Raw genomic sequence first — 19,062 nt, 5'->3', positions numbered from 1 at the left:
CCTGCAAAACAGAGAAACTGATAGGTAGTTTTTTATCAGTGTCTGTTTTACAGGGTCCATTTTATTTTTAAAAGGAACGGCTGTTTTTTATTGAAGATGTTCTTTATAGATTTCAGCAATAGCATGAGTCGATTGAGGGTTTTGTCCAGTAATCCAGTTTCCATCCACTACAACATTTTCTGAAGAAGGTTCCCCCTCTTCATAGCTTGCTCCCTCTTCTTGAAGCTGATCTTCCAGCAAAAATGGGAGATCCTCTTCTAAACCAGATTCTTTCTCTTCTTTATTTGAATAACCCGTCACCTTTCTCCCTTTAATAACAGCAGTATCATTTACATCTTTAGCTCCAATAAAGGCAGCAGGACCGTGACAAATAGCCCCTATCAGTTTATCGTTTTGAATGAAGTGGGCAAGAAGAAAACCAATATCCTTGTTGTTTGGAAAATCAACCATTGCTCCGTGTCCCCCACAGAAAAAAATGCCATCATAAGATTCTGGATTAATTTCAGAGAGTTTTGTCGTATCGTGAATTGGCTCCATCACTCCATCCCAGACTCGCGGAAGTTCATTACTATAACTTTTGGGGTCAATAGGGATTCTCCCCCCTTTTATACTCGCTCCGACCACCTCAAAACCAGCATGTCTCCACTCGGTAGCAGGCTCTACAAATTCGGATAACCACAGTCCCGTCTGCTGATCAGCTATTTGATCTACATTCGTTGCAACCATTAGTATTTTTGTCATAAAAAATACCTCCCTTCTTGTCAGCTATTCTCTCACAAGAACAGTATTTTCAAACATCAGGAGGTATTGTTGCTACTTAATTTGTTCGGTATTGATCTTTATGAACTCTAGACCATTGGTTTCTTAATAATTGAGTATGTCCTTCTATTAACGGCTGCGTCAGTGTTCGAATAGAACTTGTTGATAATAAATAGACCATAAAGCCTGACAGACCAACATAAAGAGCAAATTCCAACGGGTTGTTGATTTGCACCCATTCCTGCTGTCTAAACAATTGCACAATGAATCCATGTAATAGATAGACATATAAGGTTTTTCCACCTAAAGCTGTAAAACTAAAGTGCTTGTTAGGAACCCAAGCCATCACACTCACTGTCATTAAAGCACCAAGAACATAAACACCTAGCCTAAGGATACCTCCCAATTCAGGCTCCCCCATTGTCAAATAGGATTTTGAACCAAGTAACCAGTTAGAATTAAATTCTGGTGCAACAGCTATCAATAACGCTAAAGTGATCATAAACAAAAGGCTTGCTACACGTATACCTGATGTTCTCCATTTCTTTACAGCATCCTTCGTTAACCAATATCCCGCTAGGAAGAAAGGAAAGAAAACAAACGTTCTAGATAAGCTGAATGTCTGATCGATACTATCTACATACCCTACGAAAATTCCAATAGCAACTGCTAACGCAATCCCAACGATCGGCGGGATTTTGCGAAACAACACTAATAAAATGTGCCAACAGAACAAACTAAACAGAAACCATAATGACCAATGAGGATAAAATGGAGCATTTAGCCATCCATCCTTGCCAATGAAAAGAAAGTAAGCCGTATAAACAAACTGAAAAACAATATAAGGCAAAATTAACTTCTTAGCTAAGTTTAGAATATAGTCTTTCTTTCCAGAACCTTTAGCAAAAAAACCGGCTAAAAAAATAAAAGCTGGCATATGGAAAGTATAAATCCACGTATAAACCGTATACATTTCGCTCGATCCTTTTGTAGTCGGCTGGATCATATGACCAAATACAACGAGAAAGATGAGTAGTATCTTTGCATTGTCAAAAAGCGCATCTCGTTTCATTTTTTCACCCTCTATTTTCAATACTTAATTGATTCATACACTTTTAATTATCATTTAAAACCTATCCCCCTTGTTTTTAACATATTTGAAATATAGGTTAGGTCATTTTCATTATGATTTAACCGAATTGTAATGAACTTGTTAGAGATGTTACAAAGATGTATATTTTTATATAGTTTTGCTTCAATTGGATTAGAAGATTAATTTTGTTCTAACTATAAAAAAGCGAGAACAACAGCAGTATTATTTAATAACACGTTGTGAATAGCTGGCCGTTCCGTCACTAATATGAGAGGAAGGTGATTGGGGAAATGGTTCGCTTTCCGGACCACCTTTCTCTCAATGAAGTAACGGAATCGATCTTCCACTATCAGAGACGTTAGTTGAACAAAATTAAATTAAAGATTAAAAAAGGCTCAGTCGAATTTGACCGAGCCTTTTCTTATTTTCATTGCAATAACCACTACAAAACAGGAAACAAAGTACTATACAATGTGGAATACAAATCGTTATGCAAATTAGGGTCTTTGCAATAGGACACCGAACCTGGTATACAACGGTCCCCTTTTCTCTAATTATTCAAAATTGATGGTCCATTTACCATTTCGGAAAATCGGTTCATAATTACCATCTTGTGTTTCTCCATCAATATCTAGTTCTGCAGATCCCATCATAAAGTCTTCATGAACGAAACTATCGTTTACACCTTTCTCATCCATCTGCTCTTTCGTCATAGAGGATCCGTCTTTTACATTCGTTGGGTAAGCTTTGCCTAATGCCAGATGACAAGAAGCATTTTCGTCGTATAAGGTATTGAAGAAGATGTGACCTGATTGAGAAATAGGTGATTCATTCGGCACAAGGGCTACTTCCCCTAGTCGCTTCGATCCATCATCAGATTCTAATAAATGCTTCAACGTTTCTTCTCCAGACTCAGCAGTATAATCAACTACTTTTCCATGCTCAAAGATTAACGAAAAGTTTTCAATTAAATTCCCACCATAACTAAGTGGTTTTGTACTACTGACTGTGCCTTGAATACCGTATTTGTGCGGCATAGTAAACACTTCTTCTGTAGGTATATTCGGGTTAAATTCTATATTCCTTACTGACTCAGTCGATCCACCGTGCCAAATATGATCTTTCACTAACTCAATGGTTAGATCTGTACCTGGGCCTTTATAATGCAACTTTTTATATTGTTTTGTATTTAAATATTCTCTAGCCTTTCTTAACGTTTCATTATGCTCATCCCACGCTTGAATCGGATCGTCTTCATTCACCCGCGTAATATAGAAAATCTGCTCCCATAGTTTCTTTTGAGCATTTGCCGTCGTATCTTCTGGAAACACTTTTTCCGCCCATGAAGCTTGAGGATAAGCAATAATTGACCATGTTACCTTATCATTCATAATATAGTCTCTATAATTGGATAACGCTTCACCACTTGCTTTCGTTGCTTTAGAAATACGTTCAGAATCTATCCCTTTTAATAAATCAGGATTAGGTCCATATACCGTTAACAAGGAATAGTTATCCTTCACCATCTCTTCTAGTGCATCAACCTTCCATTGAGGGAAATTTTCTAAAATATTGATAGGCGCGTTTTTCATTTTCATATAGCTTAATACTTCATCACTCCATTCAACATGAACATTCTTAGCCCCTTTACCATAGGCCTTGGCTGTAATAATACGAACAAGATCAGCAGCTTCAATTGGTGCATTTATAAGTAAACCTTGTTCCCGCTGAATATTTACACCTTTGTTTAAAGCTAGTTCAGCATATTTTTCTAATTTTTGTTGGTGTGTTGTCAATATAATTTCCTCCTATAAAGATCTCTTATTAGTCTTTCACTTTTTTATAACGCTCAATCACCTGAATTCTCATTGTTAAAACAAGCCATGCAATTTCTTGAATATAAGTGTCGATCCTTTTTGACGGGGTTCAAATTGGTATCGCTAGTCAAACCGCATCCTGTTTTAATTTTTCCTATAAGAAATCAAACAATTCCCGTTTCCATTCATCCGTCCCTCACTTCAATGATTATCCCGTCTAATAGATAGTACCCTTATAGTCTAGGAATTAATCTATCATTTACGTGTTTCGGCTTGATTACTCTTTACTTTGGATCAATTATTAAGCTTTCGGACAGATGATCTTTCTCTTGAACAGAAAAAATCCCCTAAGTTACCTTAGAGGACTTCCCTTAATATTCATTTATGCCTCAAACAAACGGTTCAAGTTAGCCATCTCAATCGCAGCTGTTGCTGCTTCCCAGCCTTTATTTCCGGCTTTCGTACCCGCACGTTCGATGGCTTGCTCAATCGTATCTGTCGTGATAACTCCAAAGATCACTGGTACCCCACTTGATATAGATGCCTGAGAAACACCTTTAGCCGCTTCACCACATACGTAGTCAAAGTGCGGTGTGGACCCGCGAATAACCGCGCCCAATGTAATTACTGCATCATATTTTCCAGAGTTAGCCATTTTTCCTGCTACCATTGGGATTTCGTAAGCCCCTGGTACGTAAGCAGCTTCGACATCGTCTAGATTAACGTCATGGCGCTTAAGTGCATCGACGGCTCCTTCATACAGTCGACCTGTAATAAAATCGTTAAATCTCCCAACAACAATACCTATTTTTAATCCGCTTCCTACTAAGTTTCCTTCTAATGTTTTAACCAATATAATCGCTCCCTTTATAAACCTTCTATTTTAAGTTCACTTCGGCTCGGCATCTTGCTTATGCGTTTCGTGTCTCCCGGGCCGCTTCCGCTTTTCCTCTGTCCAGTTCTAGCGGCCAGTCACTCGCGACATAAGCAATCTACCTTCGCGAAGAAAGTCCACTTCACTTCGGCATCTTGCTTATGCGTTTCGTGCCTCCCGGGCCGCTTCCGCTTTTCCTCTGTCCAGCTCCTGCGGCCAGTCACTCGCGACATAAGCAATCTACCTTCGCGAAGAAAGTCCACTTCACTTCGGCATCTTGCTTATGCGTTTCGTGCCTCCCGGGCCGCTTCCGCTTTTCCTCTAATAATGAAATAGGTGTCCCATTTTAGATTGTTTGGTTTTTAGGTACAACTCGTTTTCTTTTCTTGAGGGCATTTGAATAGCTGATCTCTCGACAACTTCTAGACCGTAGCCGCTTAATCCTGAGATTTTTTTCGGGTTATTGGTCAGTAGTTTTATTTTTGAAATACCTAATTCACGTAAAATTTGCGCACCTACTCCATAATCGCGGAGGTCAGGTCCGAAGCCTAATTTTTCATTTGCTTCTACGGTATCTAACCCTTCCTCTTGAAGTTTATAGGCAAACATTTTATTAAGCAGACCTATGCCGCGTCCTTCTTGTCTCATATACAGCAATACTCCGCTTCCATTTTCTGCGATTTGTCTTAAGGCATTGTGTAGCTGTGGGCCGCAATCACAGCGATAGGAACCAAAGACATCGCCTGTAAGACATTCGGAGTGGACGCGAACAAGCGTTGGCTCATCTGGTTGAATTTCCCCTTTAATTAATGCGATATGGTCTTTGTGATCAATATCATTCGTATAGGCAACAGCGCGAAAATCACCGTATTCAGTAGGAAGTTGAATTTCCACCTCACGAATGACATGATCTTCATGGCGATGGCGATATTGAATAAGATCGGCAATCGTGATCATCGGAATATCAAATTCATCAGCCATCTCTCGCAAATCAGGCACGCGTGCCATCGTTCCATCATCTTTAATAATTTCACAAATGACACCAGCAGGTTTCGTCCCCGATAAAACGGCTAAATCAATAGCCGCTTCCGTGTGCCCAGCGCGACGAAGCACCCCACCATCTTTAGCTATTAGCGGGAAAATATGGCCTGGCTTTTGAAAGTCTTCTGTCACTGACTTTGGATTCAATAACTCTCTAATCGTCAATGCTCGCTCATCAGCAGAAATCCCTGTCGTTGTATTTTTATGATCAATACTTACGGTGAAAGCCGTTTGGTTAGGATCGGTACTATGACCTACCATCGGTAACAACTCAAGATCCTTCGCCATCCCCCCTGTAATAGGAGTGCAAACAAGGCCACGGGCATGAGTAATCATAAAATTAATCATTTCTGGAGTCGCATATTCCGCAAGCCCAATAAGGTCTCCTTCATTTTCACGATCCTCGTCATCACAAACAATAACCATCTTTCCTTGCTTCAAACGCTCTATTGCAGCTTCAATTGAGTCGAACATGTTTGCGGCTCCTTCCATTAAGCAAATCCATTTTCACTTAAAAATTCTTTCGACATTTGTGATTGTTTACTCGGTTCATCTTTTCCTAAAAAATGTGCAACATACTTACCGATCATATCGCATTCGATATTCACCTGATCTCCTGGACCTTTTCCTCCTAATACCGTATGTTCCATCGTGTGAGGAATTAACGAGATGGTCACCCGGTTATCTTTCACGCCAAAAACAGTTAAACTCGTTCCATCTATGGCAATCGACCCTTTATATACAAAATATTTTATAAGTTCGTCAGGTAATTCAATGTCATAATAAACGGCATTTGATTCCGGACTTTTGCTAATAATACTACCTGTTCCATCGATATGTCCGGATACTAAATGACCGCCAAATCTTCCTCCAGCTGCCATTGCTCGTTCTAGATTTACGGGACTTCCCTGTTTTAGTTCATGAAGGTTTGTTGCTCTAAACGTCTCAGGCATGACATCAAATTCAACACTGTGAGCCGTATAGCTTGTAACTGTTAAACAAACACCGTTAATGGAAATACTGTCACCCAAATTCACATCATTTAAAATATCTTTTGCATGAACACTTATCTCCAAGGCTTCCGTTTTAGTTGTAATACCCTTAACAGACCCTATTTCTTCAATAATTCCCGTGAACATCGCTTACCCCTCCTTTTTAATCGAGACTATTTTTAAATCCTCTCCGATTCTTTCCGTTGATACAAATTGAAAATCTTCTACATTTTTCAGACTGCTAATTCCTTTTCCTGCTACAGAAGTTAGCGCTTCTTTTCCGCCGATCAGTTTCGGGGCCATATAAGTTACTACTTCATTTACACACCCAGCTCTTACAAAAGCATCGGCTATCGTGGCTCCCCCTTCTATAAGGAGGGAAGTGATTTTTCTTTCACCCAAATAACGAAGGACTGCATCTACTTCAATCTGTCGTTTCTCTAACTTAATAATTTCAACATGAGAAAATTCTTCAAAAGGAGCAAGCTGTTCCTCGGTTATATCCGATCCTGTAAAAATCCAGGTAAGAGCCGTTGTATCTTGCACTAACTGGGAGGATATCGGTATGCGTAATTTTGTATCCAAAACGATTCGCACCGGATGCTTTCCGCCACCTTCTAAGCGAGTTGTCAGCTTTGGGTTATCCATCATCACTGTATTGATACCAACGAGAATAGCGGCTGATTGATGACGATAACGATGTCCATCTAGACGAGCTTCTTCACCTGTAATCCACTGGCTTTCTCCTGTGGAAGTAGCAATTTTACCATCCATACTTATGGCTGATTTCAAGCGTACATAAGGATGCTGTGTTTGGATAAAATGGAAAAAGGACCGATTTAACTCATCTGCTTCCTCTTTTAACACAGCCGTTTTCACTTCAATACCTGCCGTCTTCATCATGCGAACCCCTCGGCCACTAACTTTTGGATTCGGATCGTGAGAAGCAATGATCGTTCGCTTAATACCGGCATCAATCACTGCCTGTGCGCAAGGAGGCGTTTGCCCATAATGACTGCAAGGCTCAAGCGTTACATAAATATCTGCACCATCCGCTTTTTCTCCGGCCATTTTTAAGGCATGCACTTCCGCGTGGGGTTCGCCAGCTTTAACATGAATGCCCATTCCGACCACTTGATTATCACGGACAACAACTGCCGCTACTGAAGGATTCGGAGAAGTTTGGCCGACGGTTGCTTTAGCCATTTCAATTGCCATACGCATATAGTTTTGATCATGATCCATACGATCACCTCACTATTTGAAACTTTTTTAAAACGAAAAAACCCTGAAGAAGATAGACTTCCCCAGGGTTTTTAATACATGTAAAAATGCATAAAGGTACGCCAAATAAAAGGATACAAATACAGAATTTCATTGTATCTCTGACGTTTCTTCACTCCTTCTCCCATCCAGACTTTCACTGTCGGCTTTGGAATGTTCACCAAATCAGGGGGAAACGCATAGCTGCTGCCTCCCCGTCGCGGGCTGAGAACTTGTGGTTCATCACCGCCGGCTGGGATTTTCACCCGACCCCGAAGGAAAATATATTCTGTTGTCTTACCATTAATATATACGAAATCCGGTAAACTCGCAATCCTTTTGATTTCAATGTGAATAAATTGGGTTGTTTAAGATTTAGTTCACAATTCATTGAAACACGTTTCAGGCATGGTATTTATCCCTATAAATTCCCCGGTCCATATTTTACTCGCTGTAAGTTTTAATCAGAATAAAAAAACCTAATGATACGTGTTCACAAAACCGTTACCTCATAGATATCATCAAATAGAATAGTAATGCCCTCTTTATCCTTATGGTCCTTGCAGTGAATTTCATTCGTATCAGGGGTCATAGTCATAACTTTCACTGTTGTGTAGCTATAATTGACTCCATTATGGTGCTTGATGTTAACAGGTAATCCATCCTCCATCGCACAATGTAAAGCAAAGCTGTTCTCTACGATTTGTTGCTCATCTAAGATGGCCTTTTCTTCTTTTTCATCCTCTTTCCACACTTCCTTAAGCATTTCGATATGTTCTGGCATCATGAGTGAGGTCCATTTGATCGTTCCTCTGTCATTCGGCTTCATTACTATGCCTCCATTTTCTTTCTGGATTGATAAGGATACACTGACAAAATATTTTCCTTTTTAAAAGATCGAACTTGTTGCTTGGAATAGCAATAAGCTAACAAGCCATTGTGATCCATTTTAACAACCCTAATTATTCTTTGTGATAATTGACCGTCACTGTCGATGTAAATCAATTCAAGTTTTTCTTTACTTTCAAAGGCCCGAGTAATTAAATTGTTCAATTCCGTCACCTCTAAATACGAACATTTGTTCTCATTATATCAAAGAGAAGTTCTATGTATACAGGAAATTTTTAAAAACGAAAAAAAGCCCTCACGCAGAGGACTTATTGATTAAGTTATACCGTCATGGCTCCGTCTTTCATAGATCCGTTTTTTTCTTCAGCAACCTTGAATCCTTCAGTTTTTTTAGTAGGTTGTAGATATGAGCCATTAACTTTTGGATATCCTACATAAAAAACTGTCGATCATATGCAAGCATGCTCATACCACCCCCTGTCCTCATGAGGCCACTGAAAAAGTCCGGTGAATTTTAAGAAAATCAAATCCCTAAAAATTCCATCTCCACTCAGAACCATGGGTAGTAGCTAATAGTATATTTTTTAAACATCGGATTACTTCTTTATTTATCAAAATTATTTTTGGAAACTCCACCAAGACAATCCATTAGTCTTGAACTGAGTTCCTTCTAATAACCCTTTAAACCCATACTTAATCCCATACATTTCTTTATTTTGGTAAATACCTGTCCTTACGACTGCACGTATAGCCGCATTCATTCCGGGAGAGTCTCCACCACTAGTTAGAACCCCTATTTTATTCATTTCTATCACTCCTTTTCTAAACCATTGCTATTAGGGAGTTGAAAAGCTTCAGTAATCACAGCTTCCACAGGCGAAATAGGAGAATATGGAGCTCCCGCTTCAGCTAACTCCGGTCCAGCTGCTTTGTGTAAAGCTTCGGCCACTCTCCACCAATAAGCAGTTCAGCGTTGGATGCATTAACAACAGCTTCGATATCTGTTTGAGAAGCAATGTCTCCTTTTATTACTTCAATTCTTAACTTTTTATTTCTTTTTCCATAAGCCCCCTCCTCTGTGAAACTTGTTACAGAATTGTTTCCACATATTTAGAATGATTCAATCTATGTTTCTACTCTTTACTATGTCGCTACTAAAGAATATTAAACTACAAAGCAAGGCTTGTAGAAAACTATAAGGCTTTCTACAAGCTGGCCTCAATGCAAATTTATTATTCTACTTCTTCAGATGAGGATTCATCTTCTCTCTCAATCATTTCTGTTTCATCAAGGTAACGAAGGAGGTCGCCGTAAACAATAGAATCGGATAACGCTAGTTCTTCTTCTGCTTCTTCAAACCCAGGTGCACAAACATCACCTTCTACTTCTTCACCTGTTTCTCGTTCAAAACAGCTCTCTTTAACACCCACAAATTCTTCACTAGCAAAATCGCCATCGCGTGTAATCATCATCTCACGACGTTCTTCACTAAATAAATCTTGACCGAACTGAACTGGATTTTCATCTTCCACCCCTAAAAGGTTTATGATGGTAGGGCGTAAGTCAATCTGTCCTCCAACCGTGTCATATTTTTGTGGTTCAATCCCTTCCCCAATCATTAAAAGAGGAACTCGCTGAAGCTGAAATTGTTCATATTCATTAATATCTTTGTCTAAATACTCTCCCATAGCTTTCTGGTGATTTTCCGAAATACCAAAGTGGTCACCATAAATAATAAGCAGCGTATCATCGTAAAGGTTAGATTCTTTAAAATCCTCTACAAATTGTTTTAAAGCCTCATCCTGATAACGGATCGTTTGGAAGAAACGGTTCAACGTCCCACTAGACGTATTCCCTTTTTCAATGAATTTCCCTTCTTCAGGTAAGGTAAACGGATGGTGGTTCGTCAGCGTAATCATCTTATTATAAAACGGCTGTTCCAACTCTCCCATCTTATCTAGAGAATCACTAAAGAAGTATTCATCAAGATAACCCCATCCAAAGGACTTATCATCTGTTACATCATAATCTTCTTTTGAGTAATACTCATCATAGCCAAGGGAATTATATGGATAAGCTGCACTGAGTTGGACAGTTTCGTTAAGGTTTCAGGTCTAAGGTCTTAGGTACACTTCACTAAATATTACAGGCAACGGGATCTAACCATAGCCAAAATAAACCGTCGTTCGTTTTACTGATGATTTTAAGACACAGATGGTTCAACTTTATGAAAGTGGTAAACCAAGAAAAGATATCATCAAAGAGTATAAAATAACTTCTTCTTCCTTTGATAATTGGATGAGCCAATATAAAAATTCCAGTTCTTTCAAGGAAAAAGGATAATCGAACACCCGGACAAAAGGAATTAATGAAGTACGCAAAGAAAGTCAACGCTTGAACATGGAAAATGACATACTAAAGCAGGCCGCGCTGATCATGCGGAACAACCGTCATAAATACTCGGTATCAGCAATGTGCGACGTCCTCCAACTCCCGAAAAGTACGTACTACTATGAAACGAAAGAGAAACATCCATCCGAAGAAGATGAACTTACGAACCTAATTGTAGAGATTTTTCATGAAAGTCGACAGAATTATGGGACACGAAAAATCAAACATGAACTCTATAAAAAAGGGACCAAGTCTCTCGTCGCAGAGTCGGAAGAATCATGAAAGAACAGGGGCTAGTGTCTAAATTACACCGTCGCTATTTTCAAACCAACGAAGAGTACGACAAGCCTTCGCTTCCATCGATGCCCATTTACATAAAGCTTTAGCTACATATAAGGTCATTAAGACAAAGTTTGTTTTTGTCCAACGATTCGAGACGAAAACTGAACTAGACTTAGCCTTATTTGATTATCTCTACTACTGGTACAATCACATTCAATTACACATGACGTTAGGCTATCTCAGCCCCGTGAATACAAGCAAAAACACCTAAAGTTTGTGTTGGCATTTCACTCCCACAGTGACCCTTTTAATCAAATGAATATGTTAAACCTTTACAGACTCCACTCCTTTACTAAAAAAACATTGTTAAGTACAATGGAAAAAGGGAAAGAATATAAATGGATGTTTTTTAAAGACTAGTAAAAAGGAGTGAGAATTATGAACAACCATCAATACGATGAAATCAAGAACGGAAAAGGATTTATTGCCGCGCTCGATCAAAGCGGAGGTAGTACACCAAAAGCATTGGCAGCGTACGGTGTACCTGAAGACGTATATTCTGGTGAGGATGAAATGTTTGATTTGGTACACCAAATGCGGACCAGAATCATCACGTCCCCTGCCTTTGATGCTGACCATATCCTCGGCGCCATCCTATTTGAACAAACAATGGACCGCAAAATCGAAGGGAAATATACAGCGGATTATCTCGCCGATAAAGGCATTGCCCCTTTCCTTAAAGTAGATAAAGGACTTGCCGAGCAGGAAAATGGCGTACAGCTCATGAAGCCGATTGATGATTTGGATGAGACACTTCGCCGTGCCAACGAACGAAACATTTTCGGTACCAAAATGCGCTCGGTCATCCATCAACCAAACCGAAGCGGCATTAAGGAAGTTGTCGACCAGCAATTCGACATTGGAAAACGCATTATTGCTGCTGATCTCATCCCTATCATCGAGCCGGAAGTCGATATTAACAGTGAAAATAAGGAACAATGCGAAGAAATGCTGCGCGATGAAATTCATAAACATCTCAATAACTTACCGGAAGACGAGAACGTGATGCTGAAGCTCACGATTCCAACGAAAGCCAATGCTTACAAAGAGTTGATTGAACATCCACGCGTTGTACGCGTTGTTGCGCTTTCCGGTGGGTATACCCGCGATGAGGCAAATGAGAAACTGAAAGAAAATGAAGGTCTCATTGCGAGCTTCTCCCGGGCATTGTCCGCTGACTTAAATGCCAATCAGTCTGAAGAAGAGTTTAATGAAGCGTTGAAGAGTGCTGTAGTTTCAATTTACGATGCTTCTGTAAATAAAAAATAATAATGGTGCATAAAGGTACGCTCATATGGGCGTACCTTTAATATTTTCTAATAAGCTGAAATCCATTAGCTGAGCAAATTGGTTTTCCTTAATATAACCATGGCCAGAAAATATTTGCATGTTGTCTTTCCCTCAGCCTGTTTCATATTTAGAATTATTATAAATGGATAACGACTAGATCATCAAAGCAGCCTAACTACACCCCTTTATCTACTCAATTGTCGCTATTCCATAGTCCACTCGCAAATACATGGAAATGTATGGAAGGAGAAACCAACCTTATTTGGATGGTCACATAACCTCCCGAGTTGAACCAGTTCCTCCAAAGTCGTACCCATCGTTCCTGGCTTCTCTGTCATATTTTTTAGGAGGATGCTACCCTCTCCTTGCCACTGACTTATAACCTCATTAAGTACCTCGATCATTAATCGATAACTACATTTAAATACGAGACCTCTTATGTAACAAGCCGTTAGCAGACCTACCTGTACTCATCAGCTGAAGACAGTCATTGAGGTTGGACATAACAAAGTGTATACTTGACAAATGAATTTTTTCACAAAAAAGGAGGGATCGTAGTGGTAATACAACCTAAGGCCATTTTCTTAGACATGGATGGTACAATATTAAATCATAATAATAAGGTAAGTATTTATACAAAACAAATCATCGATGACTTACGAAATCAGGGGATTTTCGTTTTTGTAGCTACAGGTAGAGCTGTTGATGAAATAGACGGGGCCGTACCTGAAGGCTTCCAAGTAGATGGGGTAATTACTTCAAATGGAATGGCTGGATATATAGGAAAAGAAGCGGTATTTGAACACTCCCTTTCGCTTGAGTTGGTAGAAAAGATTATTAAGAAAGCAAGAGAATACAAAGTATATTATGAACTTTTCCCGTATGAAACATCTCGAATTACATTAAAACACGATCAACCGCACGTAGAAAATGAAATAAGAGATCCCAAACCAGACAGTGTTGGAATTAATGAGTGGCTTTCGCGTAAACAAGCGATCAAGGAGGAAATTGCCTGGAGGGATCACATAGAGGGAAGTAAATTCTCAAAGTTTTACTTCTTTGCTAGAACAAAAAACCATATAAATGAATGGAAAAGTGAGCTTGAACAACTTAAACAGGAAATTGACTTCACCACCTCTATATCTTCGGAACACAATGTCGAGGTGATGGTTTCAAACGTGAACAAAGCAACAGGAATTAAGCAGATGTTAGAGCGGTTTAATTTGTCTGCAAATGAAACTCTGGCTATTGGTGATAGTAACAATGATTTACCGATGTTACAGTATGTTAGTTATGCCGTAGCCATGAAAAATGCACCGGAACACATTAAAGAAGTAGTCGATGAAACAACGGAGTTCACTTGTGATGAAGACGGTGTATACCATTATCTAAAAAAAATAGGTGCTCTAACCTCATAGAACCAAGGACCTTTGGGTGAGCGGATTCATGGTTCCGTTATTCTAATAAAGATAATGGAACTTGAGTCTGTTAAATCGGATTTTCACACTTCCTGTCCAAACTTGATTCTTACCCAGCTATTGAAGACTTAACAGGTTTTTTAGCTAGTAAAGCACTAACAACTCCAATAATTGGAAAAATCAACGTAAGCAGTAGAACTGGAGTATAACTATGAAAAATATCGAACCCTACACCGAACGGGAGCGGTCCAAACGCCGATCCCAATACCCCCATCGTTACTCCCCACCCATTAATACTCCCGATATGGCGGCGCCCAAAATAAACAGGCCATATGACATTAAGAGCGATTCTTTCTAGTCCATTAGCTACTCCCCACAGGGCACCAAATATAATAGCTATCCACCAGTGAGTCGTTACGAGTAATAATAATAATAAAACCATTTCAATAATAAAAATAGTTAAGAGAAGATAGTTCGTTTTTATTTTTTCCGTTAAATATCCAGATATAAGTGACATAGGTATGCCAACAACAGCCATTAAACTTAATACCATAGCTGAAGCTTCTACTGATAAACCATTGGATTTAAAGATCGATATAATATGAAAAGTAATGCCTGTATTAACCATAGCTGGTATACCTACACACACTAAGATGGCCCAAAACGCCCTTGTTCTCTTTGCCTCTTTTAGCGTCCAATCCTCTTCTGCTTCTGTGATAGAGGCTGTGGCTGTTCCTAGCTTCAGCCCCTTCGCTGGTTTATCGGTTTGTCCATCAGGTTCTAGCCCCATTAGTTCTGGTTTATTTCGCACACCTAAAAACGCAATCGGAACAAATACAACTAATAGAGTAATACCCCAAAATCTCCAAGCAAATTGCCAGTCCCATGTGCTTATTAACCATGTATTTATAATTGGAAATAACATGGCACTAGCGAAGCTCCCCAATGTCATGAAACTAAAGGCTACACCTCTTTTCTTAATAAACCACTGCGCCACTAAAGTATTCGGAATGAGCGACATACTCCCTTGCCCTAGTAAACGTACTAAAAAGAAACCCACGGCAAGCATCCACATACTAGATACGATACTATTAAACAAACAGGCTAATGCGAAAAGAGAGCCAACCGTCACCATCATTACTCGTTGACCAAATCGATCAATAAGCTTTCCAATATGAATCATAACGAAGCCAGCCACCAAAGTGGCGGCCGAGTACAATCCAGATACTTCAGAACGGGACCAACCAAAATCGTTTATGTATTGATCAATGAATTGAGCGTTTGAATATGTTTGTCCAGGTCCTGAAAAGAAGATGCCTAATCCCGCAAAGAATACAATGAACCAACCGTAATATACCTTTTGAAACCATTTAGCTATCAACAATCTTACACCACCTATTTATAGATATGGAAAAGAAGAAGAAAATGAGGAGATATAGGAGTGAAAAGTGGCTTTTTGAAAGAGAGAAACTACATAAAAGAATATACCCTTTTAATAGAGTAAGCAAAGGTTATAAGGGAGATTAAAAGTTTTACTGAAAATGGGGATTTTTAATAGATAAGCACCTTGATTTTTTAAAACTAAACAAACCTCCGTCTCCACTACTAGAAACGGAAGTTTTATTGACAAAATTAGAATAGAACTCAATCAGGCAAAATGCCCCCCAATCTTCTTGCTCCGCTCTGGCGTAATCCCTGCATCCGTAAAACTACTTGCTCTTAAAATCGCCGTTGATCCATATTTATCACGAATTTGATCCATCACAATTCCTACATCCTTCTGTTTTGGACGATCATCAAAAAGTGTGAGCTGAGTAGCTACGTCTTCATGGAGTTTTGTCAGTGTCACGCTCGTGCGGCGAATGTTACTTTCCCCATCATAAAAGGTTCGGAAAAGACGCATGCATAAATGATACATATCCATCGTAATGTTCGTTGGTTGATCAATCGACATTGAACGGCTGAAGCCACCTCCTACTTCACTTGCATAACCAACGGAAAGGTGGACGGTCCTTCCCGCTTGCTCGTCTCTTCTCGCCCGTCGACAGGCTTCTTCACATAAATCGAGTAATACGGTCGACAATTCCTCTCCCGTGTAATCTCGTAATAACGTAATGCCATGGCCGTAGCCTTTCTGTTCAGTCTTAGTAAAATTGCCGATGACAGGACTTAAATCAATACCCCAGGCGTGCCAATATAATTGTTCACCAATTACTCCATAATGCTTTTTTAAATACTTTACAGGGTGATTAGCCAGTTGTCCGAGTGTGACAATGCCCATTCGATTTAAATTTCGCATCATGCGTGACCCGATCCCCCATATTTCTTCAATTAGAGTCGGCCATAACAGCTTCTTTACGTGTTCATAACGACACTCAGCAATTCCGTCCTCTGCTTTTTTTGCATGAATATCCATGACGACTTTAGCTAAAAATTTATTATCACCTATACCAATCACACACTCGATCCCAAATTGGTCGCGAATGTTATCCTGAATCATACGAGCGATATCGTAAGGTGATCCGTATAGCTTTTCTAAACCGTTGACTGTCACCCATAGTTCATCCACTGAATAAACATGGATCGCTTCAGGCGGAACATAATTCATCATCATTTTTGTAATCTCTACCGACACTTCTAAATAATCCCCCATGTGAGCCTGTGCGATGACAAGCTGAGGGTCATCAGGTAATTCAAAAAAACGACTCACATTGCTAATGCCGTGCTTTTTCTTTAAGGCGGGCGATGCTGCCAACACAATACTTCCACTTCTATTTGGATCTCCAACAACAGCGAGCAAAGCTGTTTTCGGATCTAGCCCACGCCTCGTACATTCCACACTTGCATAAAAAGATCGCATATCAATGCACAGAACGTCATGACGAGGATAAACTGAATAATCCATTTCCACCACTCCAAACAACGAACGTTTGTTCTTATTATAACCGTTAATTCTTCTTATGAACAGTGGGGATTTTATCCAAATTTATAATTTTTTTGAGTGTTCTATTGTAAAAATCAAAATATTCCGCTAATATATGAATCAACGAAAACGTTTGCACACATATTAGTATTAGAGGATCAGGACATGGGTATTAGCGAATAACGAGGTTTCATTCTCAATTTGCAAATCTATAGTATAAAAAAGTAAAAAGTGAGGTTTTTTAATTGGAAAAAGCATGGTGGAAAGAAGCTGTCGGCTATCAAGTCTATCCGCGAAGTTTTCAGGATTCCGATGGCGATGGCATTGGAGATTTACAAGGAATGATTGAACGTCTTGATTATATAAAAGAACTTGGTATCGATTTCATTTGGATCTGCCCAATGTATAAGTCTCCTAAGGACGATAATGGCTATGATATTTCCGACTATCAGGATATTTTAGAAGAGTTTGGAACTATGGCAGACTTTGATCAGTTGCTTGAGGAAGTCCATAAACGAGGTATGAAACTGATTATCGATCTTGTACTCAACCATACAAGTGATGAGCACCCCTGGTTTATTGAATCTCGCTCCTCTAGGGACAACCCTAAGCGAGATTGGTACATTTGGCGAGATGGAAAAAAAGGAAACGAACCGAATAACTGGGAAAGTATTTTTGAAGGATCTGCCTGGGAATATGATACAAAAACACAGCAATACTACCTTCACCTTTTCTCGAAAAAACAACCCGATTTAAATTGGGAAAATGAAGAGGTACGTACCGTTTTATACGATATGGTAAACTGGTGGCTTGATAAGGGAATTGATGGCTTCCGTATTGATGCAATTAGTCATATTAAGAAACGGGCAGGATTACCTGATTTGCCCAATCCAAAAGGAAAGCCTTATGTTTCTTCCTTTGACATGCATATGAACCAAAAGGGTATCCATGAATTTTTACAAGAATTCAAAGACCAGACGTATGGACGGCCCGAATATAAAGCCCTTACTGTCGGAGAAGCTAATGGGGTAAGTGCTTCAGAAGCTCATAAATGGGTAGGTAAAGAAGGCAAAATGGATATGGTCTTTCAGTTTGAGCATTTAGATCTTTGGGATCAAGGCTCCGATCAGCAACTAGATGTCGTCGGTTTGAAAAAGGCCCTAACACGTTGGCAAAAAGCGTTAGAAGGCGATGGTTGGAATGCTTTATTTATTGAAAACCACGATAAAGCACGCATCGTTTCTACATGGGGCAATGATGAAGAATTTTGGTATGAAAGTGCAACCTCGATCGCAACGATGTACTTTTTAATGCAGGGGACACCGTTCATTTACCAAGGACAAGAAATTGGCATGACCAACGTCGCTCTTCCATCCATCGAGGATTATGACGATGTGGCAGCTAAGAACCTCTATGCAAAAAAAATAGCAGAAGGTTGGACGCACAAAGAAATTATGTCAGTCCTTTGGAATACCTCTCGTGACAATAGTCGCACACCGATGCAGTGGAGCGATGAATCACAGGCTGGTTTTACAACTGGCCAACCATGGATGAAGGTAAATCCGAACTATAAACAAATCAATGTATCCCGTCAATTAAAAGAGCAGAATTCGATTCTTGCCCACTACAAACGATTAATTAGCTTGAAGAAAAACTATGAATTGTTTACTTATGGAACGTATGAATTATTGCTTCCTGACGATTCTCAGATTTATGCCTATACTCGAACGTATGGTAATCAAACAGCTCTTATCATTACAAACTTAACCGCAACAGAAGCTACATTTGAAAGCGAATATCCCTTGAAATCTGATCAACTTCTTCTTGCCAGTCGCAAAATATTAAAAGAAGAAGAAAAAACAACCCAACTTCAGCTTGATCCATTTGAAGCACGTGTCTATCTCTTTTAATCTAGGATAAAGTTGTTATTTGCCATCGTTAGAACAACCTTACGATAACACAACCTTTTTTCTGTGAACGGAAACAGAGTATAAAGAATTCATCACTCTA

Annotated in this window: 15 protein-coding genes, 3 pseudogenes and 1 riboswitch; of the genes and pseudogenes, 4 read left to right on the top strand and 14 right to left on the bottom strand. The window is 39.4% G+C overall.

Going from position 1 to position 19,062, the window contains the following annotated elements:
• Positions 1-87 precede the first annotated feature (87 nt).
• The 12 genes and pseudogenes from ACFQIC_RS03205 to ACFQIC_RS03150 all read right to left on the bottom strand — a co-directional run.
• Positions 88-741, bottom strand: a complete 654-nt coding sequence (locus ACFQIC_RS03205) for a type 1 glutamine amidotransferase domain-containing protein (RefSeq protein ID WP_204711389.1) — start codon at positions 739-741, stop codon at positions 88-90.
• 76 nt (positions 742-817) lie between these two features.
• Entirely contained in the window at positions 818-1,831 is a 1,014-nt protein-coding gene (locus ACFQIC_RS03200) for an acyltransferase family protein (protein WP_204711388.1), read from the bottom strand.
• A gap of 575 nt (positions 1,832-2,406) precedes the next feature.
• Complete coding sequence (locus tag ACFQIC_RS03195; protein WP_204711387.1) at positions 2,407-3,648, bottom strand: aminopeptidase; 1,242 nt, start codon at positions 3,646-3,648, stop codon at positions 2,407-2,409.
• 403 nt (positions 3,649-4,051) lie between these two features.
• Positions 4,052-4,522, bottom strand: a complete 471-nt coding sequence (ribH, locus tag ACFQIC_RS03190) for a 6,7-dimethyl-8-ribityllumazine synthase (protein ID WP_204711386.1) — start codon at positions 4,520-4,522, stop codon at positions 4,052-4,054.
• A 342-nt stretch (positions 4,523-4,864) separates the two neighbouring features.
• On the bottom strand, positions 4,865-6,058 hold the full coding sequence (locus ACFQIC_RS03185; protein WP_204711385.1) for a bifunctional 3,4-dihydroxy-2-butanone-4-phosphate synthase/GTP cyclohydrolase II: 1,194 nt from the start codon (positions 6,056-6,058) through the stop codon (positions 4,865-4,867).
• A 17-nt stretch (positions 6,059-6,075) separates the two neighbouring features.
• Entirely contained in the window at positions 6,076-6,723 is a 648-nt protein-coding gene (gene ribE / locus ACFQIC_RS03180; protein ID WP_204711383.1) for a riboflavin synthase, read from the bottom strand.
• A 3-nt stretch (positions 6,724-6,726) separates the two neighbouring features.
• Complete coding sequence (ribD, locus tag ACFQIC_RS03175; RefSeq protein WP_204711381.1) at positions 6,727-7,821, bottom strand: bifunctional diaminohydroxyphosphoribosylaminopyrimidine deaminase/5-amino-6-(5-phosphoribosylamino)uracil reductase RibD; 1,095 nt, start codon at positions 7,819-7,821, stop codon at positions 6,727-6,729.
• Between the two features lie 151 nt (positions 7,822-7,972).
• A riboswitch (FMN riboswitch) is annotated at positions 7,973-8,123 on the bottom strand.
• Positions 8,124-8,332: 209 nt separating this feature from the next.
• Positions 8,333-8,668: a YolD-like family protein gene (locus ACFQIC_RS03170; RefSeq protein ID WP_204711379.1), complete on the bottom strand. Its 336-nt coding sequence runs from the start codon at positions 8,666-8,668 to the stop codon at positions 8,333-8,335.
• 2 nt (positions 8,669-8,670) lie between these two features.
• Positions 8,671-8,892, bottom strand: a complete 222-nt coding sequence (locus ACFQIC_RS03165; protein WP_204711378.1) for a hypothetical protein — start codon at positions 8,890-8,892, stop codon at positions 8,671-8,673.
• A 461-nt stretch (positions 8,893-9,353) separates the two neighbouring features.
• A pseudogene (locus ACFQIC_RS03160) lies at positions 9,354-9,494 on the bottom strand (6-phosphofructokinase); the annotation flags it as partial.
• Between the two features lie 5 nt (positions 9,495-9,499).
• Complete coding sequence (locus ACFQIC_RS03155; protein ID WP_204711376.1) at positions 9,500-9,637, bottom strand: macro domain-containing protein; 138 nt, start codon at positions 9,635-9,637, stop codon at positions 9,500-9,502.
• A gap of 283 nt (positions 9,638-9,920) precedes the next feature.
• A pseudogene (locus ACFQIC_RS03150) lies at positions 9,921-10,745 on the bottom strand (LTA synthase family protein); the annotation flags it as partial.
• Between the two features lie 157 nt (positions 10,746-10,902).
• On the opposite strand from ACFQIC_RS03150, the pseudogene ACFQIC_RS03145 reads away from it, so the two are divergent.
• From ACFQIC_RS03145 to ACFQIC_RS03135, 3 genes and pseudogenes are all read left to right on the top strand, one after another.
• Positions 10,903-11,632: pseudogene (locus ACFQIC_RS03145) on the top strand (IS3 family transposase).
• Positions 11,633-11,799: 167 nt separating this feature from the next.
• Positions 11,800-12,690, top strand: a complete 891-nt coding sequence (locus ACFQIC_RS03140; protein WP_204711375.1) for a fructose bisphosphate aldolase — start codon at positions 11,800-11,802, stop codon at positions 12,688-12,690.
• A gap of 578 nt (positions 12,691-13,268) precedes the next feature.
• Positions 13,269-14,129: an HAD family hydrolase gene (locus ACFQIC_RS03135; RefSeq protein ID WP_204711374.1), complete on the top strand. Its 861-nt coding sequence runs from the start codon at positions 13,269-13,271 to the stop codon at positions 14,127-14,129.
• 109 nt (positions 14,130-14,238) lie between these two features.
• Here ACFQIC_RS03135 and ACFQIC_RS03130 read toward each other — a convergent pair whose 3' ends face one another.
• Positions 14,239-15,513, bottom strand: coding sequence for an MFS transporter (locus ACFQIC_RS03130; RefSeq protein WP_204711373.1), 1,275 nt, complete (start codon positions 15,511-15,513; stop codon positions 14,239-14,241).
• 264 nt (positions 15,514-15,777) lie between these two features.
• On the bottom strand, positions 15,778-17,034 hold the full coding sequence (locus ACFQIC_RS03125) for a DNA polymerase IV (RefSeq protein ID WP_204711371.1): 1,257 nt from the start codon (positions 17,032-17,034) through the stop codon (positions 15,778-15,780).
• Between the two features lie 263 nt (positions 17,035-17,297).
• Between ACFQIC_RS03125 and ACFQIC_RS03120 the strand changes: the two genes are divergently transcribed.
• Positions 17,298-18,962: a glycoside hydrolase family 13 protein gene (locus tag ACFQIC_RS03120; RefSeq protein ID WP_204711370.1), complete on the top strand. Its 1,665-nt coding sequence runs from the start codon at positions 17,298-17,300 to the stop codon at positions 18,960-18,962.
• Positions 18,963-19,062: the final 100 nt, after the last annotated feature.

This window comes from Halobacillus seohaensis (assembly GCF_042663045.1).
Lineage (GTDB): Bacteria > Bacillota > Bacilli > Bacillales > Halobacillaceae > Halobacillus_A > Halobacillus_A seohaensis.
Note: the sequence above shows the minus strand (reverse complement) of the source record. Positions and strands in the feature narration are given on the sequence as shown.